Annotated in this window: 22 protein-coding genes; 3 read left to right on the top strand and 19 right to left on the bottom strand. The window is 60.2% G+C overall.

The window, feature by feature from the left end; all coding sequences use genetic code 11:
- Nucleotides 1-27: 27 nt before the first annotated feature.
- From QTL94_RS17880 to yajC, 4 genes are read right to left on the bottom strand one after another with little or no spacing between them, the layout of a single operon-like run.
- A complete protein-coding gene (locus QTL94_RS17880; protein ID WP_289802722.1) occupies nucleotides 28-879 on the bottom strand; it encodes a phytoene/squalene synthase family protein in 852 nt (283 codons plus the stop codon).
- 2 nt (nucleotides 880-881) lie between these two features.
- Complete coding sequence (locus QTL94_RS17875; protein ID WP_065694247.1) at nucleotides 882-1,268, bottom strand: Mth938-like domain-containing protein; 387 nt, start codon at nucleotides 1,266-1,268, stop codon at nucleotides 882-884.
- A gap of 4 nt (nucleotides 1,269-1,272) precedes the next feature.
- The gene (gene secDF, locus QTL94_RS17870; protein ID WP_289802721.1) at nucleotides 1,273-3,834 is read right to left on the bottom strand and encodes a protein translocase subunit SecDF; all 2,562 of its coding nucleotides are present in this window, start codon (nucleotides 3,832-3,834) and stop codon (nucleotides 1,273-1,275) included.
- Between the two features lie 53 nt (nucleotides 3,835-3,887).
- Nucleotides 3,888-4,235 (bottom strand): preprotein translocase subunit YajC, encoded by a 348-nt coding sequence (yajC, locus tag QTL94_RS17865; protein ID WP_065694245.1) that lies wholly within the window; start codon nucleotides 4,233-4,235, stop codon nucleotides 3,888-3,890.
- Between the two features lie 209 nt (nucleotides 4,236-4,444).
- On the opposite strand from yajC, the gene QTL94_RS17860 reads away from it, so the two are divergent.
- Nucleotides 4,445-5,320 carry an ATP-binding protein gene (locus QTL94_RS17860; protein ID WP_065694244.1) on the top strand — a complete coding sequence of 292 codons (876 nt, stop codon included), beginning with the start codon at nucleotides 4,445-4,447 and terminating at the stop codon, nucleotides 5,318-5,320.
- 71 nt (nucleotides 5,321-5,391) lie between these two features.
- Here the strand turns inward: QTL94_RS17860 and QTL94_RS17855 are convergent, their stop codons facing one another.
- The 13 genes from QTL94_RS17855 to QTL94_RS17795 all read right to left on the bottom strand — a co-directional run bounded on the left by QTL94_RS17855 (nucleotide 5,392) and on the right by QTL94_RS17795 (nucleotide 20,638).
- Nucleotides 5,392-6,960, bottom strand: a complete 1,569-nt coding sequence (locus tag QTL94_RS17855) for a peptidoglycan DD-metalloendopeptidase family protein (RefSeq protein WP_289802720.1) — start codon at nucleotides 6,958-6,960, stop codon at nucleotides 5,392-5,394.
- Nucleotides 6,961-7,092: 132 nt separating this feature from the next.
- Nucleotides 7,093-7,746, bottom strand: coding sequence for a protein-L-isoaspartate(D-aspartate) O-methyltransferase (locus QTL94_RS17850; protein WP_289802719.1), 654 nt, complete (start codon nucleotides 7,744-7,746; stop codon nucleotides 7,093-7,095).
- A gap of 6 nt (nucleotides 7,747-7,752) precedes the next feature.
- Nucleotides 7,753-8,520 carry a 5'/3'-nucleotidase SurE gene (surE, locus tag QTL94_RS17845; RefSeq protein WP_065694241.1) on the bottom strand — a complete coding sequence of 256 codons (768 nt, stop codon included), beginning with the start codon at nucleotides 8,518-8,520 and terminating at the stop codon, nucleotides 7,753-7,755.
- A gap of 4 nt (nucleotides 8,521-8,524) precedes the next feature.
- The gene (gene serS, locus QTL94_RS17840; protein WP_289802718.1) at nucleotides 8,525-9,808 is read right to left on the bottom strand and encodes a serine--tRNA ligase; all 1,284 of its coding nucleotides are present in this window, start codon (nucleotides 9,806-9,808) and stop codon (nucleotides 8,525-8,527) included.
- A 99-nt stretch (nucleotides 9,809-9,907) separates the two neighbouring features.
- Nucleotides 9,908-10,735, bottom strand: a complete 828-nt coding sequence (tatC, locus tag QTL94_RS17835; protein WP_065694239.1) for a twin-arginine translocase subunit TatC — start codon at nucleotides 10,733-10,735, stop codon at nucleotides 9,908-9,910.
- Nucleotides 10,732-11,424 carry a Sec-independent protein translocase protein TatB gene (gene tatB / locus QTL94_RS17830; RefSeq protein ID WP_065694238.1) on the bottom strand — a complete coding sequence of 231 codons (693 nt, stop codon included), beginning with the start codon at nucleotides 11,422-11,424 and terminating at the stop codon, nucleotides 10,732-10,734. Before tatB ends, tatC begins: the two co-directional genes overlap by 4 nt.
- A 49-nt stretch (nucleotides 11,425-11,473) precedes the next feature.
- Nucleotides 11,474-11,668: a twin-arginine translocase TatA/TatE family subunit gene (locus QTL94_RS17825; RefSeq protein ID WP_065694237.1), complete on the bottom strand. Its 195-nt coding sequence runs from the start codon at nucleotides 11,666-11,668 to the stop codon at nucleotides 11,474-11,476.
- Nucleotides 11,669-11,852: 184 nt separating this feature from the next.
- Nucleotides 11,853-12,560: an SMC-Scp complex subunit ScpB gene (scpB, locus tag QTL94_RS17820; RefSeq protein WP_502944154.1), complete on the bottom strand. Its 708-nt coding sequence runs from the start codon at nucleotides 12,558-12,560 to the stop codon at nucleotides 11,853-11,855.
- 5 nt (nucleotides 12,561-12,565) lie between these two features.
- On the bottom strand, nucleotides 12,566-13,426 hold the full coding sequence (locus tag QTL94_RS17815) for a segregation and condensation protein A (protein WP_141684051.1): 861 nt from the start codon (nucleotides 13,424-13,426) through the stop codon (nucleotides 12,566-12,568).
- Between the two features lie 21 nt (nucleotides 13,427-13,447).
- The gene (gene nagZ / locus QTL94_RS17810; protein WP_289802717.1) at nucleotides 13,448-14,461 is read right to left on the bottom strand and encodes a beta-N-acetylhexosaminidase; all 1,014 of its coding nucleotides are present in this window, start codon (nucleotides 14,459-14,461) and stop codon (nucleotides 13,448-13,450) included.
- Nucleotides 14,462-14,568: 107 nt separating this feature from the next.
- A complete protein-coding gene (locus tag QTL94_RS17805; protein ID WP_289802716.1) occupies nucleotides 14,569-17,538 on the bottom strand; it encodes an SPOR domain-containing protein in 2,970 nt (989 codons plus the stop codon).
- A gap of 59 nt (nucleotides 17,539-17,597) precedes the next feature.
- Complete coding sequence (argS, locus tag QTL94_RS17800) at nucleotides 17,598-19,355, bottom strand: arginine--tRNA ligase (RefSeq protein ID WP_065694233.1); 1,758 nt, start codon at nucleotides 19,353-19,355, stop codon at nucleotides 17,598-17,600.
- A gap of 65 nt (nucleotides 19,356-19,420) precedes the next feature.
- A complete protein-coding gene (locus QTL94_RS17795) occupies nucleotides 19,421-20,638 on the bottom strand; it encodes a deoxyguanosinetriphosphate triphosphohydrolase (RefSeq protein WP_065694232.1) in 1,218 nt (405 codons plus the stop codon).
- 218 nt (nucleotides 20,639-20,856) lie between these two features.
- Between QTL94_RS17795 and erpA the strand changes: the two genes are divergently transcribed.
- Nucleotides 20,857-21,189 carry an iron-sulfur cluster insertion protein ErpA gene (gene erpA / locus QTL94_RS17790; RefSeq protein ID WP_065694231.1) on the top strand — a complete coding sequence of 111 codons (333 nt, stop codon included), beginning with the start codon at nucleotides 20,857-20,859 and terminating at the stop codon, nucleotides 21,187-21,189.
- A 116-nt stretch (nucleotides 21,190-21,305) separates the two neighbouring features.
- Nucleotides 21,306-22,097 carry an exodeoxyribonuclease III gene (gene xth, locus QTL94_RS17785; protein WP_289802715.1) on the top strand — a complete coding sequence of 264 codons (792 nt, stop codon included), beginning with the start codon at nucleotides 21,306-21,308 and terminating at the stop codon, nucleotides 22,095-22,097.
- A 33-nt stretch (nucleotides 22,098-22,130) separates the two neighbouring features.
- Here xth and exoR read toward each other — a convergent pair whose 3' ends face one another.
- Nucleotides 22,131-22,931, bottom strand: a complete 801-nt coding sequence (exoR, locus tag QTL94_RS17780; protein ID WP_113521743.1) for an exopolysaccharide production regulator ExoR — start codon at nucleotides 22,929-22,931, stop codon at nucleotides 22,131-22,133.
- A 704-nt stretch (nucleotides 22,932-23,635) separates the two neighbouring features.
- Nucleotides 23,636-24,910: an OmpP1/FadL family transporter gene (locus tag QTL94_RS17775; protein ID WP_289802714.1), complete on the bottom strand. Its 1,275-nt coding sequence runs from the start codon at nucleotides 24,908-24,910 to the stop codon at nucleotides 23,636-23,638.
- Between the last annotated feature and the right edge of the window lie 177 nt (nucleotides 24,911-25,087).

The following is a 25,087-nucleotide window of genomic DNA, read 5'->3' as shown; positions in this document are numbered from 1 at the left end:
CACGAGCCTTGCGCGAGTTTGAACCCATCAGACTTTCTTGCGCACAAGAGCGAGTGTCATGCTGATCTGGCGGCGCCATTGGGACTGCTGAAGCGACCGCTCGAACAACCCTACGCCGGCCTTCTGGGCACTGGCGAGAACGTTGCTGGCCAGCGCCGCGGGCAGAAATGCCGGGAAGACGGCAGGCGCTATCGCGACATCACGCGCCTTGGCGAGATGGTCCCTGCCGAGACCGGCAAAGGCTTGGATCGCAGCCGAAATGCGCTGCTTGTCTTCCCCCGCAAGGAACGCATCACGATCAAGGCCGGTTGCGGCAAGGATTTCCAGAGGGATGTAAAGCTGGCCCCGGTGGCGATGCAACGGCATCAACAGCAGAAGCCCGGCGATGGCCTGGGCAACGCCAGCATGTCCGGCGGCTTCGGCGGACTTCGCAGCCTCTTCCGGCGACAGCACCAGGCTTGCCAGCTGAATTAGCGCGGATGCCGTTTCACCGGCATAGCCCTCGAGCGAGGTCCGCGTTTCCATCGGGTCGTCGTAAAGATCGAAGATGCGTGCGTCGATCATGTCGGTAAGTGTCTGGCGCGGCAGCCGATGTGTGTCGATCGCCGTCAACAGTGCCGATGCCACCGGATTGGCCTCGGTCGAACCGTGGGCGCTGCCCGCCAGCAGATCGCGCCAGTATTGCATGCGGACTTCGCCGGGAAGCGGCTCGTGCACGAGGTCGCGGATGCGGGCGAGTTCAGCGTTGAAGGCGTAGAGCGCTGCCAGCGCGCCGCGCTTGTCTTCCGGTGATAGCAGGCAGGCCAGATAACGGTCGCGATCGTTGTCACGCAGCATCGCCAGGCAGATATCCTGGTTCGTCATTGATTGGTCGGCCATGTTCAGACTGCGATCAACGCGGCAGCCACTGCGCGCGATTCCATGAGCATGATGTTGAAGGTGCGCACAGCAGCCCCCGTGTTCATCGAGTCGGAGGAGATGCCTGCGGCCTTGAGCGCAACCTTCAGATCGGCCGGGATCGGGCGCATGTCTGTTCCTGTGCCGAGCAGCAGAAATTCGATCTCGGCTGCCTCGGCAAGCACGCGCTCGAAACTCTCCACGGAAAGCGGTTTCGTCGCGTCCATGTCCCAGCCGTAGATTCCCGAAGGCAGGCAGAGGATCGAGCCGCGGTGCGACATGTCCGCAAAGCGGAAGCCCCCATTGCCATATGTATCAATCGGCGCGCGCCCGGGGAAATGCGCCTCGCGTATTTCTATGCCTCTTGCCATGGTCTCATATTGCCGGATTGCCGGTCTTGGTGCCCGGCTCCGCTGCATTCCTGTCTTGGTCGTTGTCGAACGCGTCCGGACGAAGTTTGAAAACAATCAGTACCGGCGCTGCGATGTAAATGGAGGAAAAAGTGCCCATGGCAACGCCGATGAGCATGACGAAGGCAAAGGAGCGGATCACTTCTCCGCCGAAAAGTGAAAGCGCCAGTAGCGCAAGCATCGTCGTCGCGGCCGTCAAGACAGTGCGCGACAGCGTCTGATTGATCGTTGCATCGATCAGGATCGGCAACGGCATCTTGCGGTAACGCTGAAGATTCTCGCGCAGGCGATCATAGACGACGACGGTGTCGTTCAACGAATAGCCGATGATGGTCAGCAATGCGGCAACGCTGGTCAGATTGAAATCCATGCCGGTCAACACGAACAGGCCGAGCACAAGGATGATGTCGTGCAATGTCGCGATAATCGCCCCGACAGCAAACTGCCATTCGAACCGCATCCATATGTAAATCAGAATGACCGCAAGTGATGCCAGAACGCCAAGCGTGGCCGCCTTCGTCAGCTCTCCCGAAATTGCCGGACCGACCACCTCGACCCGACGGAAATCGTAATCGTCGCCGAGTTCATCGCGCACAAGCGTGATCGCCGATTGCTCGGCATTCTCGCCGCCGCCCTGGGACTCAAGCTGGATCAACGCGCTCGCGGGATCGCCGAGCCGACGGACAGAAATGTCACCGAGGTTCAGATCCCCAAGGCGGTCGCGGATGTCGTCAGGATCGGCTGCACCCTGCTTTGCCTTGACCTCGACGATCGACCCTCCGGCAAAATCGATGCCGAGATGCATGCCGACGGTCGCAAATCCGATCATCGCGGCGATCGACAACGCTGCCGAGGCGGTGAACGTGTAGCGGCGAATGCCCATGAAACGGATATTGGCGCGGTCGAAGATACCCGTTCGCACATCCTTGGGCAGATGCTTCGGGTGACGTCTGTGCAGCCAGGTGACGACGATCCACCGCGTCAGGGTTACGGCCGTGAATACGGTTGTCAAAATTCCAGCCGCGAGCGTAATGGCAAAGCCGCGGACCGCGTGATTGCCGAGGAAATACAGGATGACGGCCGCGATGAAGATCGTGACGTTGGCATCGAGGATCGTCATGATCGCCTTGGAATATCCATGCTCAATGGCTTGGAAGAACGGGCGGCCAGATTTGGCTTCCTCGCGAATGCGCTCGTAGATGAGGACGTTCGCATCCACGGCCATGCCCATGATCAGCACGATCCCGGCAATGCCCGGCAGGGTCAGTGTTGCGCCGATAAGGCTGAGTACCGCGAGGATGACGATCAGATTGAGCAGAAGCGAGAGCGCGGCGATGAGGCCCAACCCGCGATAGAAGCCGAACATCAGACCGATGACGAGGATTGCGGCGACGATGCCAGCAACGAGGCCGGCGCGTGCCGATTCCGAACCGAGCGCGGGGCTGACAGTGCGTTCCTCGACGGTTGTCAGCGTTGCAGGCAGGGCACCCGCGCGCAGCATCAGCGCGAGGTCACGTCCACCCTCTTCCGTAAAGCTGACGGGGATCGCCCCTGCGCCATCGAGGATGGGAGCGTTGATCAGGGGAGCGGCCATCACCTGGTCATCGAAAATGATCGCAAGGTGGCGGCCGATGTTCTGTCGCGTTCTCTGCGCGAGCCGCTCGGTTCCTTCGGCATCCAGCTTGTAGGTGATCGAAACGGCCTGCGTCTGAGCGTCTACCTTCGACTGAACGTCAACGATGTTCTTGCTGGTGATAAAGTCCGCTCTGTCGACGAGGTAGGGAACTGGAGGATCATCCAGCGAGTAGAGTATTTCCGATGTCGCTGGCCAGCGTCCAGCCAGCGCTTCCTGTCCTGTCATGCTCTCGTCGATCATCCGGACAGAAAGCTTGGCTGGTTCGTTGAGAATATTCTTCAGCCGCTCCGGATCGACCGCACCGAGCGCTTCCACATCGATACGATCGGAGCCCTCCGGCTGAACGGTGAAATTCTCGCTGCCCATATCGGCAACGCGTCGACGAACGACTTCCAGCGACTGCGCTTGAGCCGCGGCCATCCCGCTGATGATCGCTGCGTCGGAGATCTGCAGCGTCAACTGGCCGCCTTCGGCCTGCTGCAAGTCGAGATTTTGCGTGGAGCCTCCGAAAAGGCCAGCCTTGGTGCTCACCACTAGGCTCTTCAGCGTGTCAACGGCGGCCTGAATTTGCGCCGGATCGGTGATTTTCACCGTCACCGTCTGATCGTTGCCCGTCAGGCCGGTGTAGCGGATATTGCCCTGGCGCAGCTTCGCACGCACATCCGCGACTGTGCTCTCGAGGCGTTCGCGAACGATGTCGGCCTTCTCGATTGCGAAGAGAACATGCGTTCCGCCCTGCAGATCGCCGCCGAGTGCGACGCGATCGTGAGGTACCCAGGACGGCAGGCGCTCAAGCTGCCTGTCCGACAAAAGATTGGGGGCCGCGATCAACACGGCCACCAGCACCACGAACCAGATCAGAATGGTCTTCCAGCGGGAAAAATGAAGCATTTTCTCTCGACGATTTCCGACCCGGCCAACCCGGTTCGCGGGGGTTGCCTTCGTTACGCTGCGTCGGCCTTCACGGGTTCGCCCTTGACGCGAACTTCAGAGATGCCGCTGCGAACGATGCGAACGCGGACGCCGTCAGCGATTTCAACTTCGACTTCCTTGTCGTCGACAACCTTGGTGACCTTGCCGACGAGGCCGCCACCGGTGACGACCTGGTCGCCGCGACGGATTGCCTTCAGTGTCTCTTCGCGCTTCTTTGCCTGTGCCCGCTGCGGACGGATCAGCAGGAAATACCAGACAACCATCAGCGGCACGAACAGGATGATCATTTCAAAACCCGAACCGAACGGCGATGCCGCGGTGTCGGTTGCAGCCTGGGCGAATGCCGGGGTGACGAACATGCTAAACTCCTCAAAACTTTTCCGGAGGCGGAACTTCGCCATTTTGCCGGGTGGCCGGACTATAATTACGGCCTTTGCGAATGCAACAGAAACAGCCGAAAACCGTACCGATTCCGTTGCCTAATAACCTTTCCGCTCGCAAAAGGCCATGCTACCCCGCTGCGAAAAGCGAACGGCTCACAGCCGCAAGGCCCCAAGGAGGACAAGCTATGGCCGAAGACGTCAACACTGTCATTCTCACCGAACTCCGCCGTCTTGCCGATGCGGTCGAACGGCTGGCAGGTCCGGCGCCCGCCGTCAACGACTGGGATGCGGCGGACTGCTTCGTCTGGTCGCCTGCCCGCTCGCATCTGCAGCCGGTTGCGCGCCCCAATCGCGTCGCCCTCAAGCTCATCCGGGGTGTCGATCGAGTACGTGACATCCTCCACGAGAACACCGTGCGCTTCGCCGACGGCTTTCCGGCCAACAATGTCCTCCTCTGGGGCGCGCGCGGGATGGGCAAATCCTCGCTGGTGAAGGCCGTGCATGAGGACGTCCGGCGGGAAAGCGGTGTATCGCTGAAGCTCGTAGAGGTTCACCGCGAGGATATCGCCAGCTTGCCGACGCTTCTCGACCTGCTGAAAAACACGCCACATCGCGTCATCGTTTTCTGCGACGATCTTTCGTTCGATCACGACGACACCGCCTACAAGTCGCTGAAGGCAGCGCTTGACGGTGGCATCGAGGGCCGGCCGGAAAACGTGCTCTTTTACGCGACGTCGAACCGCCGCCACCTTCTGCCACGCAACATGATGGAGAACGAGCAGTCGACGGCCATCAATCCGTCCGAAGCCGTCGAAGAAAAGGTCTCGCTTTCCGACCGTTTCGGTCTCTGGCTTGGCTTCCACAAGTGCAGCCAGGAAGACTACCTGACGATGATCGACGGCTATGCCGATCATTTCAAGCTCACGCTCGACCGGGAAAAGATGCACGCCGAGGCGCTCGAATGGGCGACGACGCGTGGTGCGCGCTCGGGCCGTGTCGCGTGGCAATACGTCCAGGATCTCGCCGGTCGGATGCGCATCGCGCTTGATCGAGCGGGATAGCGACACCACTGCCGAAACGACAAAAGCCCGGCTTTCGGCCGGGCTTTTGCTTGGTCCTCGATACGAACTACCTATTCGAGGAAAGTGATCGGGTTCACCGGCGTTGCGTCCTTGCGGACTTCGAAGTGAACCTGCGGCTGCTTGACATTGCCGCTCATTCCCGAGACCGCGACCGTCTGGCCGCGCTGGATCTTCTGGCCGCGGGTCACGCTCAGGGTGTCGGCGTTGCCGTAAACCGTGACGGTACCGTCGTCGTGGCGAACCAGGACGGTGTTGCCGAGTTCCTTCAGGCCATTGCCTGCGTAGATCACGACACCATTTTCAGCGGCCTTGATCGGCGTTCCCTGCGGTACCGAGATGTCGATACCGTCGTTGCGGCTGCCGTTGACGTTGGCGCCGTAGGCGGCGATCACGGCACCACGAACCGGCCAGCGATACTTGCCGATGCCTGTTGCCTCGGGGGCTGCGGATGCAACTTCCTTCTTGGCGGCATCATCGACGGTTTCCGTCGCAACAGGCGCCTTGTATGTTGCAGGCTGGGCTGCGGCGGTGGTCGTAGCCGACGCCGGCTGTGCGACCGGCTTCGGCTCAGCCTTGGCCGGGATCGATGCGGTCTTCATCGCATCGGGAGAACCCGCCCCGTTCGGAATGCTGAGTTCCTGACCGATGCGGATCGAACCGGCGCCGAGGTTGTTGGCGGCCTTGAGTTCATCGATGCTGCTGCCCGTCGCCTTGGCAATCTTGGCAAGGGAGTCACCGGGCTTGACGACGTAGGTGCCACCGGCGCCCTTCGGGCCCTTGCCGGCAGTCATTTTGCCGGTCGGATCGGCGCTCGCGACCGACTTGTCACGAGCGGAATTGGCGCCCGGCATGACCGCGACGTTCTGCTCCTGCGACTTGCCAGGCTGCGGCGCCTGACCGCCCTTGGAGAGATCTGCCGCCTGAGCAGCGGCCTTCGCGGCGCCGCCATTGTAGGTCGGAATGAGAATGATCTGGCCGGGCTTTGCGGCAGATGCAGTCTTCAGGCCGTTGGCGCGCAGGATTTCCTTTTCCGGCACGCCGTAGCGCCTTGCCAGCGTCGCGACGTTCTCGCCGGGGCGAAGAGTGACGGATGGTGCGTTGGTCGCCGACCAACCGGAAACCTTCGGCGTGGTGCCGGTAACGATCGAATCCGTGTCGGCCTTCGGCGGAACGATTACCGGCGCCGACCTCTTCGGAGCGACGGCAGCGGGGAAAGGCTGAGCGAGAGCAACCTGCTTTTCGTGGGCAGGAGCGACGGCACCCGGCGCCGACAATTCGGACCGCTGGACGGAGACCGGAGCGGACGCCATGCGAGCGCTGGAGCCGTAAGCGGGCTGCGCGGCCGGGTATGGCTGGTTCATCGCCTGGTTTTGCGTGGAATAGTCGGGCTGCATCGCGCCACCCTGAAGGTCGGCACGCGGAACCGGATCACCCTGGAGGCCGCTCATATTTCTGCGCGGTATGGAATTGGTCGTCATCTGGTCCTGACCGGACGAAGAGAACAGACCGCCGAAACGTGTCACATCGGAACTACATCCCGTTGCGGCACTCGCCAGAAAAGCCGCCATCAGAACATTACCGGCAGACTTCCCGAACTTAGGCGAAAGACTGAAACGCATGACTCGACCCACACTGAATAACGCAACCATTTGTGGGTATGATTAAAGCGCGTTAGTATTACCACCCGGTTAAAGCGCCGGAATCAGTGCGAATTTTTTGAGAAATTGCTAACCATAGGACGCGCCGCCAGCTCAGAGCTGGGATGCGATGCGCGGCACGATCGGCAGATAGGGAGAGTTGAAAAGCTCTTCGCGCTCGAAACGACTGCCGGTCTTCGTCAACCGCACAAGGCGACATTCGGTCTCGGAAATAATCAGCGGCGCGATCATGGAACCGCCCGAGACCAGCTGGTCGGCATAGAAGCGCGGCATCGAATTGAAGGCTGCCGTAACGAGAATGCGGTCGAAAGTCCCCTCGCCCGGCAAGCCTGCGCTTCCGTCGGCCTGGCGGACGATGACATTGCGGATTCCAAGTGATTCAATCCGCTTCTGCGCGTTGGTCGTCAATGTCTTGTAGCGGTCTATCGTCAGCACCCGCTCAGCCAATCGCGCGATAACGGCTGTCATGAAGCCGCTGCCGGTTCCCACTTCCAGAACACGCTGGCCAGGCTTGACCCGCAGCGAATGCAGGGTTCGGACAGCGAGATCGATACCTTCGACGAAGGAGCCGCATTCAATCGGGATGGTGCGGCTGGAATAGGCCTGCTCCGCAAACTGCGGCGGCACGAACAACGAACGCGGCGTTTGCTCGACAGCGGTCAGCAGGTCGATATCGGACACGCCTTCTGCCCGCAGCCTCAAAACGAGCGCCGCAAAGCCTTCCTTCTCCACCAGACGTGCCGTCAAAGCGATTTACTCCGTACCCGAAAGCGCCCGCGCCACGCGGTCCTGTACGGAATAATCAGTCAGATCCAGTTTCAAAGGCGTTACCGAAATCTTGCGATGCTTGAGAGCGTGAATATCCGTTCCCTCTTCAAAGGCGCCGGCACGCTCACCGAACTTCAGCCAGTAGTAGGGAAAACCGCGGCCATCGGCGCGGGCGTCCACCTGCAGGTTGAAGGCGAGCTTGCCCTGTGCGGTCACCTCGACACCCTCGACCTGTTCAGGCTGGCAATTCGGAAAATTAAGATTGAGGAACGTTCCCTCTGGGAGCTCGAGCGATATCAGCCGATCGAGCAAGGCGGGCGCATGCGCTTCACAGACGTCCCACGGAACCGTGCGTACCCCATCGGCGTGCATATAGGCCTGGCTGAGCGCGAAGGAACGGACGCCCTGCATCGTGCCCTCGATCGCACCCGCGATGGTGCCCGAATAAGTCACGTCGTCGGCAACGTTCGAGCCGGAGTTGACGCCGGAGAGCACGAGGTCCGGCTTGATATCCATGACCTGCTTGATGCCCATGATGACACAATCGGTCGGCGTGCCGCGCAGTGCGAAATGCTTGTCCGAGATCTTGCGCAAGCGCAAAGGCTCAGAGAGGCTCAGCGAATGCGCAAGCCCGCTCTGATCCGTTTCGGGCGCAACGATCCAGACGTCGTCGGAGAGTGTTCGCGCAATCCGCTCCAGCGCCGCAAGGCCTTCTGCGTGAATGCCGTCGTCGTTGGTGAGCAGAATGCGCATGAACTCAGGCCGCCCGTTCGATCTTCGTAAGACCACCCATGTAGGGCACCAGAACGTCAGGAACAGTCACCGAACCGTCCTCGTTCAGGTAGTTTTCGAGCACGGCGATCAGGCAGCGCCCAACGGCAGTGCCGGAACCGTTCAGCGTGTGGACAAACTTCGTCGCCTTGTCTTCCTTGCCACGGTAGCGAGCATTCATTCGGCGTGCCTGGAAATCACCACAGACCGAGCAGGAGGAGATTTCGCGATAGGTGTTCTGTCCCGGCAGCCAGACCTCTAGATCGTAGGTCTTGCGCGATCCGAAGCCCATGTCGCCGGTGCAGAGTGTCAGCGTCCGGAAATGCAGGCCGAGGCGCTTCAGCACCTCTTCGGCGCAGGCCGTCATACGCTCATGTTCGGCAATCGAGCTCTCCGCGTCGGTGATCGAAACGAGCTCGCACTTCCAGAACTGATGCTGACGCAGCATCCCGCGCGTATCGCGCCCTGCCGAACCCGCTTCCGAGCGGAACGACGGCGTCAATGCCGTGAAGCGAAGCGGCAGTTTCTCCTGGTCGAGAATTTCCTCGCGCACCAGATTGGTCAGCGTCACCTCTGCCGTCGGGATCATGTAGCGATCGTCGGTCGTCTTGAAGAGGTCTTCTTCAAACTTCGGCAGGTTGCCGGTACCGAACAGGGCTTCGGCGCGCACCAGCAACGGCGAACTGACTTCCGTATAGCCGTGCTCGCGGGTGTGCAGGTCGATCATGAACAAACCAAGCGCGCGCTCCAGGCGAGCGAGCGGTCCGGTCAGGACCGTGAAGCGCGATCCGGACAGTTTGGTGGCGCGCTCGAAATCCATGTAGCCGAGCTCTTCGCCTATTTCGAAGTGCTCCTTGGCAGGATGGTTCCAACGCGGCTTCTCGCCGGTGACGCGGGCAACCACGTTGTCGTGCTCGTCCTTGCCGACTGGCACATCGTCATGCGGGACGTTCGGAATACGCGACAGGGCGTCGTTCAACTCGTCGGAGAAGCGGCGGTCATCCTCTTCGGCTGCCGGAAGCAGGACCTTGAGGTCGGCGACTTCAGCCTTCAGCTTTTCCGCGAGCTCGTTGTTCTTCTGCGCCATGGCCGCGCCGATCTCCTTGGAGGCGGCATTGCGGCGGGACTGCATGTCCTGCACCTTCTGGACCGCGGAGCGGCGCTTCTCGTCAAGTGCGATCAGGCTTTGCGCAAGTGGCTCTGCCCCACGCTTGGCCAGTGCTGCGTCGAGCGCTTCGGGATTCTCACGGATCCATTTGATATCGAGCATCGTCGTTCCAGGTCGTTGCAAAAGGGATAACCCGGCCAAAGCCTGACCGGGCTTCGACCGGATGTTCGGAAGCGCTCATTGAGAGTGTTCGGTGATCGCTCAGACGTTGTCCGTCTTGGCAACGTCCGCAGATCCGTCAGACTCTTCGACCGCCTCGCGGGCACGCTGGCGTTCCACGAGTCGCGCCGCGTAGATGGAAATCTCGTAGAGAATGATGGTCGGCAGTGCAAGGCCGATCTGGGACATCGGATCCGGCGGCGTCAGCACCGCGGCCACGACAAAGGCGAGCACGATCGCAAACTTACGCTTCTCGCGAAGCCATTCCGAGGTCAGCAGCCCGACGCGAGCCAGCAGCGTCGTGATGACCGGCAGCTGGAACACCAGGCCGAACGAGAAGACCAGCGTCATGATGAGGCTAAGATACTCGGAGACCTTCGGCAGCAGCGAAATTGCAACATCACCTTCCCCAGGCGCCTGCTGCATGGTCAGGAAGAACCACATAACCATCGGCGTGAAGAAGAAATAGACGAGCGACGCGCCCATCAGGAACAGCAGCGGCGACGCGATCAGAAACGGCAGAAACGCCGCGCGTTCGTTCTTGTAGAGGCCAGGCGCCACGAACTTGTAGATCTGCGCGGCGATGATCGGGAATGCGATCACGAGGCCGCCGAACATGGCTACCTTCACCTGGGTGAAGAAGAACTCCTGCGGCGCCGTATAGATCAGCTGGGCTTTGGACACATCGAGATGCGCCCAGATCACAGCCCACTTGTAGGGAAAGACCAGAGCATTGAAGAGGTGCTTGGCAAAGATGAAGCAGATGATGAACGCAACGAAGAACGCGCCGATCGACCAGATCAGCCGCGTCCGCAGCTCCATCAGGTGTTCGATCAACGGCTGCGGCTTGTCTTCGATATCACCGCTCATGCATCACCCTTCTTTTTCCTTGTTGCCGTCTTCTTCGGAGCGGCTGTGGTATCAGCGGCGACCACCGCAGGCTTCTTCGCGGTAGCAGTCTTTGCCGCGGCAGGTTTGGCCGCAGCAGCCTTCGCCGGTGCCCGCTTGGGCTTTTCAGCAGGCGCGACTGCGACGGGTGCGACCGCGATGGCAGCAACGGCATCCGCCTTGTCCGCGACCTTGGCGCGCGGCTTGCGAACAGCCTTCGGCTTTGCTGCTTCAGCAACGCTGGGCATCTCGGCCGAGGCAGCGGGCTGCGGCGTCGGTGCTGGCATGACTGGCGGCGTTTCCGGCAGACTCATCGCCGGCTCCGGAGTGGCCATCACGCTCGGAGGCACTTCGGTCTTGTTGTCGACCGTCGTTGCCTTCTGCAGGTCGGCCTTGATCTCGTTGCCCATCTGCCGAAGCGGGTTCATGGCTTCGCGCAGGCTGTTGACGGGGTTGAGCTTCTGAGCGTCGCTCAGCGTCTTTCGCACGTCATCGAGATCGGCTTCGCGCAGCGCTTCGTCGAACTGGGCGCGAAACTCACCGGCGACCTTTCGGGCTTTCTGCGTCATTTTGCCGAACGCACGAAGCATCGGCGGCAGATCCTTGGGACCAACCACCACAATCAGTACGACCGCGATGACAAGCAGCTCGGTCCAGCCAATATCGAACATTCAAGGCTCCTGGGCGGGAAACGCGGGGGCGGCGTTTGCCCGGACGTGATTACTTCGTTTCGTCGGCCTTGTGATCGACTGTCTTGCCAGTCGTTTCCGGCGTCTCGTCGTCGTTCATGCCCTTCTTGAAGCTCTTGATGCCCTTGGCAACATCGCCCATCAGTTCGGGAATCTTGCCACGACCGAACAACAACAGCACGATGACCAGAACGATCAGCCAGTGCCACATGCTAAAAGAACCCATTACTCTAACTCCCTGTTGCGATGTCTGTTGATGTAAGAATTTCCAACACCAAAACCAACATCAAAATTCCCCTAGGATGACGCTTAATGTCACGGGATCGCCCTTGGTGACAAGCCATCTGTCATTCGAAAAGTTTTGATAAGCATTGTTTTCGCCATGCGTGGCAAAACAAAGACGGACCGAACTATTCCTCAGATGAGCCCCCGGGTGCCAGGAGGCCGAGCTCCTCAAGATCCAGCTGCGTAATCGGATCTTCATCTTCAGTCAGTTCATCACTCATGGAAGGAGACGGTATATTAAAGTTCGCGGGGATGCGGCCTGAAAGCAGCCCGGCCCCCTTCAACTCTTCGAGACCGGGAAGATCGCGCAGTTCCTCAAGACCGAAGTGATCGAGAAACTCCCGCGTCGTGCCGAGCGTGACCGGCCTGCCCGGCGTACGTCGCCGACCACGGAAGCGAACCCAGCCCGCCTCCATCAGAACGTCAAGCGTGCCTCGCGACGTCTGAACGCCTCTGATATCTTCGATTTCAGCGCGCGTCACCGGCTGGTGATATCCAATAATCGCAAGCACTTCCAGCGCTGCACGCGAGAGCTTCTTGACCTCATTGTCGTCGCGACGAATGACGAAGGACAGATCCGCTGCCGTGCGAAAGGCCCAGGCATCGTCCACCTGCACAAGATTGACGCCGCGGTGCGCATATTGCTCCTTGAGCTTCAGCATGATGCTGCGAACATTCAGGGCGCGCGGCAGGCGGTCGGCGATGAAACCCTCCGAGACCGGCTGCGCCGAAGCAAAAACCAATGCCTCGGCTATGCGCTCAGCTTCCGCGTAGGCGCGGTCATCGCTTTCCGAGCCACGGCTGTCTTCACTCTCGATTTCCTGGTCTTCCAGATCGGTCAAGCCGGTCGCTCCTGTTCAACGACCTGCAGTGTCGCATGTTTCGGTCCGCGTCGCATGTAGATCGGCTCGAAAGCGCCCTCCTGGCGGATTTCGAGCTTGCCTTCGCGTACGAGTTCGAGCGAGGCCGCGAAGGCGCTGGCGATGGCTGTTACCCTGTCTTCCGGCGACACCATGTATCGCAGCAGGTGCTGTTCCAGTGCGGTCCAATCGACGACTTCGCCAATCAGGCGGGTCAGCAACTCACGGGCGTCGGTCAGTGACCAGACGTTGCGGCGTGCGATCGTAACCTGTGTCACGGCCTGTCGCTGACGCAACGACGCATAGGCCGTCAGAAGGTCATAGAGGCTCGCGTCGTAAGCGGACTGCTGGCGATCCGGAATATGCTCCGGCGCCCCGCGCGCGAAGAAGTCACGGCCAAGGCGATTGCGGTTGATGAGACCGCTTGCGGCCTCTCGCATCGCTTCCAAACGCTTGAGGCGAAAGGCGAGCGCTGCGGCCATCTCCTCGCCGGAGGGCCCCTCGTCCTTCACTTGCTGCGGGATCAGCAAGCGGGACTTCAGGTAAGCCAGCCACGCCGCCATGACCAGGTAATCCGCAGCCAGTTCGATGCGGATGCGCCGGGCGCTCTCGATGAACTGCAGGTACTGTTCGGCGAGCGCCAGGACCGAGATGCGCGACAGATCGACTTTCTGGTTGCGGGCCAGATAAAGCAGGAGGTCTAGCGGACCTTCGAAGCCGGCGACGTCGATCAGCAGCGCGGGATCGTTGGACGCACGCTCGGCGCCGTTGTCCTGCCACAGCTTGTCCATCGGCGTTGCCGCTGCGCTCGGCCGTTCAGGCCCCTTTGTCGCGTTCACCCCGCCCTGCTCCTTTCGCGATCAGACTGTCGCAAACATGGCATCGAATTCGGCTCGGATAGCAGCTTCATCGGCAGCTTCCGCTATCGGGAACCCTTTCTCCACCGCCTGGGCACGCGCCAGCGGCTTGCCTTGCAGCGGCGGCACGTTTGCGACCACCTGCTGCATCTCGTCCATGTGACCGTTGCAATGCAGCACGATATCGCATCCGCCTGCAATGATATTCGCCGCTCGCTCGCCGATCGTGCCGGCAAGCGCGTTCATCGACGTATCATCGGAAAGCAACAGCCCGTTGAAACCGATGCGCTCGCGAATGACGCCGTCGATGACTTTCTTAGAGGTCGTCGCCGGATTGTCGGCGTCGATCGCGGCGAAGACGACGTGGCAGGTCATCGCCATCAGCTCGTCCTTCATGGCGATGAAGGGCGGAAAGTCGTGTGCTTCGAGCTCGTCACGCGAAACGTCAACGACCGGCAATTCGTGGTGGGAGTCTGCAAAACCGCGACCATGGCCCGGCATATGCTTCATCACCGGCAACAACCCGCCGGCCTTCATGCCGTTGGCTGCCGCCATACCCATCTCGGTCACAGTTGTCGGATCGTCACCATAGGCACGGTTGCCGATGACGTTGCTGCTGCCTTCGACGGGAACGTCGAGGACAGGCAAGCAATCGACATTGATGCCGAATTTCGAAAGATCAAAGGCATGCAGGCGCGACATCAACCAGGCGGCGCGCTTCCCCTTTTCCTTGTCCTTGCGATAGAGATCGCCGAGCTGCTGCCCGGAAGGATAATGCTGCAGGATCGGCGGACGGATGCGCTGCACGCGGCCACCTTCCTGATCGATCAGGACCGGCGCGTGCCAGCCGACGCTATCCCGCATTTCGGCGACAAGGTCGCTGATCTGGTTCGGTTCGGAGATATTCCGTCCGAAGAGGATGAAGCCCCAGGGGCGCTCGGCCTTGTAGAAGGCCTTCTCATCTTGAGTGAGGGAAAGGCCGCTGCAGCCCAGGATCATTGCTTTTGATTCGGTCATACCCGAATCATAAAGCTGCCCGCAGGAATTGCGAGCAGCGTCAACCGTCATTCACAAAAAAAGCGGCGGACAATTGCCCGCCGCTTTTTACTGGGTCTCTTCGAACGTTACTTCGAGATCAGGCAGGAGCCGCCTGCGGCACGATACTTTTCGCAGATCGCTGCGGCTTCGTCCTTCGAGCTTGCCGGGATGCGAACGCGATAGAATGTGCCCTTGCCTGCAATCTCAGCCTTGCGGATTTCGTAGCTGCGACCGCTAAGCACGCTCGCGAACTTCTTCGACAGGCTGGCATAGGACTTCTTTGCCTCTTCCTCGGAAGGAAGCGACGCGATCTGCACACCGTAGGCGCCAGACGCTGTTGCGGCCGGCTTCGGTTGGGTTGCCGCAGGAGAAACCGCGGCGACATCCTTTGGCTTCTCAGCAGCGGGAGCGGCCTCGGCTACAGGAGCAGCGGCAACAGGAGCTGCCGGTGCCGCTGCGGCAGCGACGGGACGTGCTGCCGGAACCGGTGCCGTGTCGGTAGCCGGCTTGCTCGTGACGGCGCGGACCGGTGGGTCAACGTTCTCAGGCGTGGCAGCGGCAGCCTTTGCCAATACGTTTTCAGAAGGCGCCTGCGCCGCGGACGGCGTGGTCTTCTCTACCGGCGTCGAGCGAATGTCAGCCGATGCGAGCTGGCTCGATGCAGGGAAGTCTGCAGCCGTACCGCTGGCGGAATTGCCTGCCGGAATCTTCTGCGTCTGCACTGTCGTTGGCTTCGGCAGAGCCGGTTCCGTCGGCGCAGGAGCAGGCTCATCGCGGGCAACAAGCGTACCGTCAGGCTTGACGATCATTGTGCGGACCTTGCGCGCGGAAACAGCAGGCGCCTTGTCGGCATCTGAGTCGTCGACAGCCGCGGTATCCGTCGCGTCATGCGTCGGCAGCAAGCGTGGATCCTGCGTTTCGCCGACTGGCGTCGCCATCGGCGGCAGAGCCGTGTCGCTGTCATTGTCTTCAGGCAACGTTTCTGGTGTCAGCGTACGCTGGACCACATCGACCGGCTGTTCATCGCTGGAGACGAGCGCCTTCTGCTTCGGGGCTTCCGCCGCCGCACCGCCAACGCTGTCGTAGACTGCCTTGTCCTGGTTCGGAACGGTCTTGCCGCCCGGGTTCTCAGGCACGACCTTTACCGGTTCCTTGTCCGCCGCAATAACGCGCGGTTCGCCGGAAGAAATGCCGAGGGCGCCATCGCGTGCCAGGAACGAATAGCCGGCATAGGCAGCACCACCGAAGACGACGATGACGGCAGCGGCCGCCAGCATGCGCTTCATGGAGCGTGCACGGGTCATATCCTCGGCGTCACTTGCCGACTGGATCTGAACCTCGGAGATATTCTCGCGACGCTGCTGCACCGGCTCGTTGACGCTGCGGCGGAAGTCTTCTTCCAGCGCCCGCTCGAATTCGTCGAAGCCCTGCATTTGAGCCGGCTGACCGGAGGCCGGTGCGGCTGCAGGCGCAACCGAAACATTGGCGCGGGGACGCCATTCCGGCGCAGCCGCTTTCACCGGCATTTCGGCGTGCTTTGCAGGAGCGAGCAGGTTGGCGATTTCGGCATCGACGTCAAAATCGAAATCGGAAGTAGTGGCCACCGGCTCATGTTTTTCGACAGGCGGCAGTGCCGGAACGTGCATCTCTTCGACGGTTTCCGGATGATACTCGGCATCGGCGATCATCGAAGGATCGAACGGCAGTTCATCGGCCGCGTCGGAAGAGAAGGCGGGGGCAACCGGCGTGACCGGAGCGGGCGCAGGTGCGCGATAAGCGGGCGCAGGCGCCTGATAGGCTGGCGCGGGTGCCTGATAGGCCGCTGGCGCCTGATAGGCGGGCGCCGGCATCGCGACAGCAGGCGTCGGAATCGGTGCCGGTCGCGGCTCGAATGCAGCTATCGGCGCAACGGGTTGCGGCTTAGGCTGCTCGACTTCGCGTGCGACAACAGGCTCGACGAAATCGAGGTCGGCCAGTTCGAGTTCGATACCTTCGAGGTCGAGCTCGAAGTCATGACCGGCAAAAGGATCTTCCGCTTCTGGTTCAGCCTTGGCAGCAACGACTTCTAGCTCAGGCATCCGAGCAGGCGGCGTCGGCAGCGTGATGGCGGCCGGCGGCGGCACAAAGGCGGGAGCAACGGCTTGCTGCTGCTCAGCCGCAACCTGGCGCTCGGGAACCGGATAGTGAGATACATCCGCAAGGAGATCATCGATATCGAAGACGATGTCATCGACTTCGACCGGTTCCGCTTCCGTCAGAGCGGCGTCCGCCTGAACTTCGCCGTCACGAGCGGCGGCAGCCAGATCGAAAGCGGCATGATCCACGACCGGTTCTTCAACCGGTGCTTCGACAACAGCCTCAATGACTTCGTGAGCCTCAAAGGCTTCGTGGCGATCGATCTCGGCAGGAAAGCCTGCAGCGGCCGGGATTTCGAATTCGGCGGCCGGAGAAACAGCGACCGGCTCAGCAGCCGCAACAGGCGCCGGCGGAGCTACAGGCACGGCGACCGGAGCGGCCTGCTCTTCGCGGCGTGCCGGATGGAAGTTGGCAAGCGGCAAGCGAATGCTGGCAGCTGACCACTGCGGAGCCTTGGCGGGCTGAACCGGCGAAGGCGCAGCGCCAATCGACAGTTCCAGCTCTTCGATCAGATCCCGAGCACCACCGGAAATGGGTTCGGCCCGCGGCACGCCCGACGTCCAATCGGCGGACGAAAGAACGGAGCGCGCCTCAGGCTGCGCATAAACCGCGTGTTCCACTTCCTCGGACGCAACCGGGACTTCGAACGCTGGCTCAACATGGGACACAACCTCTGCGAATTCGACCTCAGCAGGGGTATCGATTACCGCGGGCGCATGGGGAGCGTCATAACGCTCGAATTCGCGCAGCAATTCGTCCTCTAGGTTGAAGGCAGGCTCCAACCTAGGCTCGTCGGCGACAGTATTGGCCGCCACTCGAGGCTCGAAGCCGACGATACGGGCAAGTTCTGCCAAGGGATCGTCGTCGGCAAAGAGGTCCGTATTCTTACGCGTGTCATACGCCCGCTGTTTATCTGCCATACTCATCCACTCGCAAATGCAAAGGTTTCGTGCCAGCGCATTGTGGGTAAATGGTGACGCTACCGCATCTCTTCCGGCGCAGCGGTCCCTGCGATTGCAAGTCCCGACTTCAAAACCGACGCAACGGCGTACACCAGTCCAAGTCTGGCTATACTCGATTCTCGGCTCTTATCGTTAATAAATCGTAAGTCTACCTGATCCTTGCCTTTGTTCCAATGCGCATGGAAAGAACTGGCGAGATCATAGAGGTAGAATACGACGCGATGCGGCTCCTGCGACTGGGCCGCGGACTCGACCAATCTCGGGAACTCCGCAATCTTCGCAACCAGCTGCAATTCCGCGGGATCAGAGATACCGGACACGGCTTTTGCCAGCACTTCCGGAGACGTGTCGAGATCAGGAAATGCCTCCTTCGCCTGCCGGAAGACCGACATGCAGCGAGCATGCGCATACTGTACGTAAAAGACCGGATTATCTTTCGACTGCTCCGTTACTTTGGCGAAATCGAAGTCTAACGGCTCGGAACTCTTCCGGTACAGCATCATGAAGCGCACCGAATCGCGACCGACTTCTTCCACCACGTCGCGCAGTGTCACGAAGTCGCCAGAGCGCTTCGACATCTTTACAGGCTCTCCATCGCGGAACAGCTTGACCAGCTGGCACAGCAACACCGTGAGCTTGGCCTTGCCTTCCGAGACGCCCCGAGCAACCGCTTCCAGGCGCTTGACGTAGCCGCCATGGTCGGCGCCGAGAACGTAGATCATCTCGTTGAAGCCACGGTCGAACTTGTTCTTGAAATAAGCAACGTCCGCCGCGAAGTACGTATAGGAACCGTCCGACTTGATGAGCGGGCGATCCATGTCATCCCCCACCTCCGTCGAACGGAACAGTGTCTGCTCGCGATCTTCCCAATCCTCCGGCAGCTGGCCCTTCGGCGGCGGCAGCGTGCCCTTGTAGACATGCCCCTTGAACGTCAGGTCGTTGATCGCGGTACGAATCGCGGCTGCGCCGTGGGCGTGCAGCGTGCGTTCGGAGAAGAAGACGTCATGGTGGACATTGAGCGCCGCCAGATCTTCACGGATCATCACCATCATCGCGTCGATCGTGCGATCCTTGACGATCGGCATCCATTGATCTTCGGGCATGTTGTGCAGCTTTACGCCGTAGTCACGCGCCAGTGACTCGCCGACCGGCACCAGATAGTCGCCCGGATAGAGGCCAGACGGGATCTCGCCGATCTTCTCGCCAAGTGCTTCGCGATACCGCAGGAAGACCGACCGCGCCAGCACGTCGATCTGCGAGCCCGCGTCGTTGATGTAATACTCCTTCACGACGTCAAAGCCGGCGAAGGAGAGCAGATTTGCCAGCGCGTCGCCGACAACGGCGCCACGGCAATGGCCCACATGCATCGGCCCTGTCGGGTTGGCGGAGACGTATTCGACGTTGACGCTCCTCCCGGCGCCGAGCGTCGAACGGCCATAATCGGTACCTGCCTCGATCATCGACGCCAGCAGCCGCTGCCAGTAGCCGACGGCAAGCTTGATGTTGATGAAACCAGGGCCTGCAACCGAAACGTCGGCGACGTCGGCGTCTTCCTTCAACTTGGCGGTGATGATTTCCGCCAGAGCGCGCGGATTGCTGCCCAGCGGCTTTGCCAGGACCATCGCGGCATTGGTTGCGACGTCGCCGTGGCTCGCGTCGCGAGGCGGCTCGACGGTGATACGGCCGAAATCCAGCTCGGATCGCTTTTCCTTGACCAGATCGATCTGTTCAAGGGCGGTTTTAATCCTGGCTTCGAAATCGGTAAAAAGGTTCATCGCACTCTTCCATGCATAGGCTGAGCCACAAGGCATTTGCCCGACTTTTGCCGGGCGACCGCTGCCTATCGCAAATCCGGAGTATGGTCAAACAATCGCCTGTGGGCACTGATGGCATAAGTATCTGTCATCCCCGCCAGATAGTCGCCGACATGGCGCGCCTTCGGCGCTTCCGCAAGACCGGCGATGTGATCGACCCAGTAGTGGCTCTGCATCTCCTTGGGATTGGCCATGTAGGCACCGAAGAGGTCGGTCACGATCTGCGCCGCACCGGCGCGAATGCGCATGATCTCCGGGTGCCGGTAGATGCGCTTGAACAGCATCGCCTTGATCTGTTTGTCCGTTTCAGCCATCCCGACCGAGAATGTCGCGATCACCTGGCTTGCCTGGCGGACATCGTCGGCGCTCTGCGGGTTCACTTCGACAAGGCGCTGCTGGGCGACCGAGATCACATCCTCGACCATGCGGGTGATCTGGCGGCGCATGATCTCGTGCGTGAATCGATTGGGCTCCAGATTGGGATAGCGGTCCCTCACCTCGGCCATGAGGCCTGCGAGGAAGGGAATCTCTTCCAGCATCTCGAACGTCAGATAGCCGGAGCGCAGACCATCGTCGATGTCGTGGGTGTTATAGGCAATATCGTCGGCAATCGCGGCGGCCTGCGCCTCGAGGCTGGCAAAGGTAGCGAGCTCGAGATCGTGGATCTCGCAATAGTCCAGGATCGGCTGCGGCACCGGCCCGCGCGTTCCCACACCATCCTTGGTCAGGAGCGGACCATTGTGCTTGACGAGCCCTTCGAGGCTTTCCCAAGTCAGATTGATGCCGTCGAAATCGGCGTAGCGGCGCTCGAGCTTGGTGACGATCCGCAACGACTGCGCGTTGTGATCGAAGCCTCCGTACGGCAACAGCACCTCGTGCAAGGCATCCTCGCCAGTGTGGCCAAATGGCGTGTGGCCGAAGTCGTGGACGAGCGCCACGCCCTCGGCCAGATCCTCGTCCAGTTTCAGCGCCCGCGCCAATGCACGCGCGATCTGCGCGACTTCAATCGTGTGTGTAAGACGGGTCCTGTAGTGATCGCCATCCTGGGCAATGAAGACCTGTGTCTTGTGCTTCAGGCGGCGAAAAGCCGTCGTGTGGACGATGCGGTCGCGGTCGCGCTGGAAGTCGGATCGGGTGGGGCTCGAACTCTCCGGATAAAGTCGCCCGCGCGTCTTCCATGGGTCGGCCGCAAAGACTGCCCTGTCGCTACCGCCGAAACCTAAAGCACCCCTGTCGATCGTCATTCTTCACCGTCACTCGTCATCTTGCAGCACCCGCCCATTGACGCCGCTTTCCGCCCTTCATACCTATAGAGAGCATAAACGGCAAAGAGGCCCTTTCTTCGCCGCTTTGCCGGAAGCGGCACTTTCGTGATATAAAGCGCAAGTGCCTTTGAAAACAGCCATTTGAACGTTGGCTGAAACGCTATTCTCTCCGGATCTTGACCCCGGCAGGAGCAGATATGACTGATGCAAGTGTAACGCTTTCCGAAGCGGCGGCAAAACGAATCGCAGCGATCGTCGGCACAGAGCCCGGCAAGAGCGCATTGCGGGTTTCTGTCGAAGGCGGCGGTTGTTCGGGCTTTTCCTACAAGTTCGATCTGGCCGACAACGTCCAGGACGACGATATCATCGTCGAAAGAAACAACGCCAAGGTGCTGATCGACAGCCTTTCGCTCGTCTATATGGCGGGATCGGAGATCGATTTCGTCGACAACCTGCTTGGCCAATCCTTCCAGATCAAGAACCCGAATGCTGTCGCCAGCTGCGGCTGCGGGACCAGCTTCTCCATCTGATCCATTGCTCTATCCACATCGAACCGGCCGAAGAACGCCTTCCGGCCGGTTTATCATGTTGTGGTTTGTCCAAGGAGCGCGATAGAAGAAAGCCTCAACGCTGAACAGGACACCCCATGAAGATCGCGACCTGGAACATCAACGGCGTCAAGGCGCGCATCGACAATCTCACGCAGTGGCTGCGGGATTCTAATCCCGATATCGTTTGCCTGCAGGAGATAAAGACGATCGACGAAGGATTTCCGAGGCTTGAGATCGAGGCCCTGGGCTACCACGTCGAGACGCACGGCCAGAAAGGCTTCAACGGCGTCGCCATTCTTTCCAAATCAAAGCCCGACGAAGTGAGCCGGGGTCTTCCCGGCGATCCGCTGGATGAGCAATCGCGCTTTATCGAGGCCGTATTCTCGCTTCCCGGCAACCGCGTGGCACGCGTCTGCTGCCTGTATCTGCCGAACGGCAATCCTGTAGAGACCGAGAAATACACCTACAAGCTGGCGTGGATGGAGCGGTTGCACAAATTTGCCAGCGAACGCCTCGCCTATGAAGAGATCCTGATTTTCGCTGGCGACTATAACGTCATCCCCGAGCCGCACGACTGCTTCGACCCGAAAGTGTGGGAGAACGACGCCTTGTTCCTGCCCCAGACGCGGGAAGCGTTCCGCAAATTCCAAGGCCTCGGTCTGGTCGACGCCGTGCGCGCGACCACGGACGCTGTTCCCGCCTATACTTTCTGGGATTATCAGGCTGGCGCCTGGCAGAAGAACAACGGCATCCGCATCGACCATCTGATGCTGTCGCCCGAAGCGGCGGACCGGATGACGTCGACGGCTATCGAGAAGCACGTACGCGCCTGGGAGAAACCCTCGGATCACGTGCCCGTCGCCGCTTATTTCGATTTCGCTGATTAAGCTATCTTTCAGCAGCGCTGTACGCGCGCTGAGCTATTCTGTCGTTGTCGCGATCTTGTGCGACAACGAGATGGCTGTACGGCGATCGCTTTCGGTTGCCACCGAGAAGGCCTGCTCCTGCAGCGATTCCATCCAGCCGCAATCCTTGGGCTTGCAGCGATCGAGCGCCGCCGTCATCAGGGCGAGGCCATTGGCGGTCTGGCCTTCCTGGAAGAGAATGTTGCCGAAGACCGACATGGCGCCGGGGTGACCGCTCTTGCGCGCCTGGTTGAGCCATTTCTTGGCCTGCTGGGTGCTGGTGCTGCCGCCCTCGCCCGCAAGCATCATCTGCGCGAGCTGGAACTGCGCCTCAGGCACGCCGAACGTCGAGGCGACCTGGAAATAGAGCTGACGCGCCTGGCTCAGATCCGTCTTGACGGGGCTTCCCGGAATACCGTGCTTGTAGTAGCCGGCGAGCGAGAGCAAGGCGTTGACGAAGAAGCCTGTGTCCTCGGAACCGGGTTCGACGCCCTGCTGCGCGATTTCGCTGTAGATCTTGAAGGCCTCGAAATCGTTCTGCGCCACACCATCGCCGTCGGCATACATGTTGGCGAGCGCCCAGCGCGAGCCGGTATGTCCTTTTTCGGCGGCGTATTTGTACGCTTCTACCGCCTCTTCCTTCTGACCATTCTTATAGGCCTTGAAGCCGAACTTGAAGAGATCGAAGGGACCGGATTCTTTCGTGACACCCGACTTGATGTCGAATGCACTCGCCGGACAGGCCACCGCCGCGAAACAGGCGACGGAAAGCCCCGCAAGCACCACTCTGAGAGATCTGAACTCAAACGTCAGCATGTCACTCGGTTTCTTTCGCTTCCATTCCGCAGGCTCGTCGAGCCACGGACGTATTCCTCCCGGCGAGCGATCCCGCGGCGGGTTCGAAGACCCCTTTGCCCGCGTCGCATCCAGCCCTGCTCCATTGCTGGAGCCGCAATTTTCTGCGCATCGCCCTCATCCGTCCGTTCCCCGGCGCGGCATTCTTGCGATGCCAACAAGCTCATTTTCGTGGCGTCGCTGTGCGACCTGCCGCCTTCAAAACATAGGTAGTCACCAATTGTGACAAAACCTGAGTCGTTGTTACCGGAAGCCGATTCCGGCGCCGGCAACATCCCGGAAAATGGATAGGAGGAAAGACTGGAACGCGGTGCGCACGAGCGAAGTTTTTTGGCCGGATTGTCCTGCCGCAAAAGCAATGCGACAGCGGCGGCATCAACTTTACCGCACTTCCCGCCTGCCTTGCCTGCACTGAATGAAAACCGACCCATCTTACTCTTTACGCGCACCTTATGCCTGTCATTCCCTCGCCCGAGCTTACCGCTGCGCCTCGTTTGTGGCGGGAAATGGACAATTTGCCCCGAAGCGCATCTTACGCGAATGGTGGTAAAAAACTGTTGCTGAATCGTCACAAAATGAGACGCGGAAACACCATGCTTAACAGTCCATACACAAAGAAAAAGCCCGGCGATTTGCCGGGCTGATCTTGAGGTCATCTTCGAGGTTCAGAACTTGACCTTGATGCTGGTCGAGACAGCAGCAATCAAATCGTTGCCGAAGGAGTAAGACACGTCATCACCATAGGTGATCCCGTTCTGGGTGATGGCGCCCGACGAGCCGCTGGTGAGGATACCAAGCGCACCGGCGAACCGCCACTCGATGTTCTCCGTGGGGCTGTAGGCCGCTCCGACGCCGACAGTCCAGCTGTCGGTTTGCGCGCCGTAACCATGACTGGTCCCGCGATCCCACGTCAGGCTTACCGCACCGCTCCACTGATCATTGAATTTATGACCAACACCGCCTGTGACTGTCCATCCGTCGCGATAGAGGAGGTCGAGCGAGGTGAGCTCGGTTGCGCCTCCGGGCGTGCACTTGATGCTTCTGGTCGAGGTCGGGCACAACGCGATCGACTGAAGCACGCTCCAGTTTGTCCACTTGACCGAGCCAAAGGCTAGCCAGTCAGGCGCGATACCGCTTTGCAGCTTCAGTTCGAGCGAATCCGGCGCCTCGGCGGCCCCAAACACATTCGTTACCGTGCCATAAGGCGCCGTGTTGTATGGTGCTACCGCTCCGGTGACCTGTGTCAGATCAACCGTACCAGTCAGGTTGTCGTATTTGACGCGGCTGTTATAGACCAAGCTGGCGCGAAGCGCATATTCCGGAATTTCGTATGCTACGCCTGCGCGCCAGCCCCAGCCCTGATCCTCCAGATCTAGTCGACCGATACCTGTACCAGTGCCACCCAGCAAAGCGGGATTGACGACGTAGCGCTCCTTGAAACCTTCAACTTCCTGATAGAAGGTGCCGCCGATGACCCGCAGCTGGCCCGGACCGACATCAAATTTATACGAACAGGTCGCAGCGTAGTTGCGTGTCTTTATTTCTGTTTCGATATTGTTCTGGGCGCCGACCCAATTTGCACCTGGATTGGTGTGCGCTCCAAACGGTTCCGAATAGTCGAGCAAGCAATCGACGTCGCCATAACCGCCCTTGATCCCGCCGTACGGAATGGCAAAGTTCTCGGTATCATCAGCAGTGGTCGATCCGGCACCGAACCCATTACTGCCTGATCCGTCCGCCGGGTTGGTATCCTTCGCATCCTTCAGCTTGCGCTGCGGCATGATATAGATCACGCCCGACTGAATCGAGAACTGCGACGCATCGAACAATTGATCGATATTGTAGCCACCACGATCCAGTCCGCCCGCGAAGGACGGCTGAACCAGAGTTGAAAATAGAGCAAGCGACAGAACGCTTGCTGAAGCCATACGCGATGCCAATGTGTCTCCCCCACTGAGGCAATTTTTGATGGCAGACTGTGCAAGCGATTGCCGAAGATGGCAACTTCGTGATCGGACGCGATTGGAAAGTGAGCTAATGGATCATTTACGTAATCAATTGACGGGCACGTCAAATATTTGATCATTTAGAAAAAAAATCTACCAATGTTCAAAATT

This window comes from Rhizobium sp. S96 (assembly GCF_030382195.1).
GTDB lineage: Bacteria > Pseudomonadota > Alphaproteobacteria > Rhizobiales > Rhizobiaceae > Rhizobium.
Note: the sequence above shows the minus strand (reverse complement) of the source record. Positions and strands in the feature narration are given on the sequence as shown.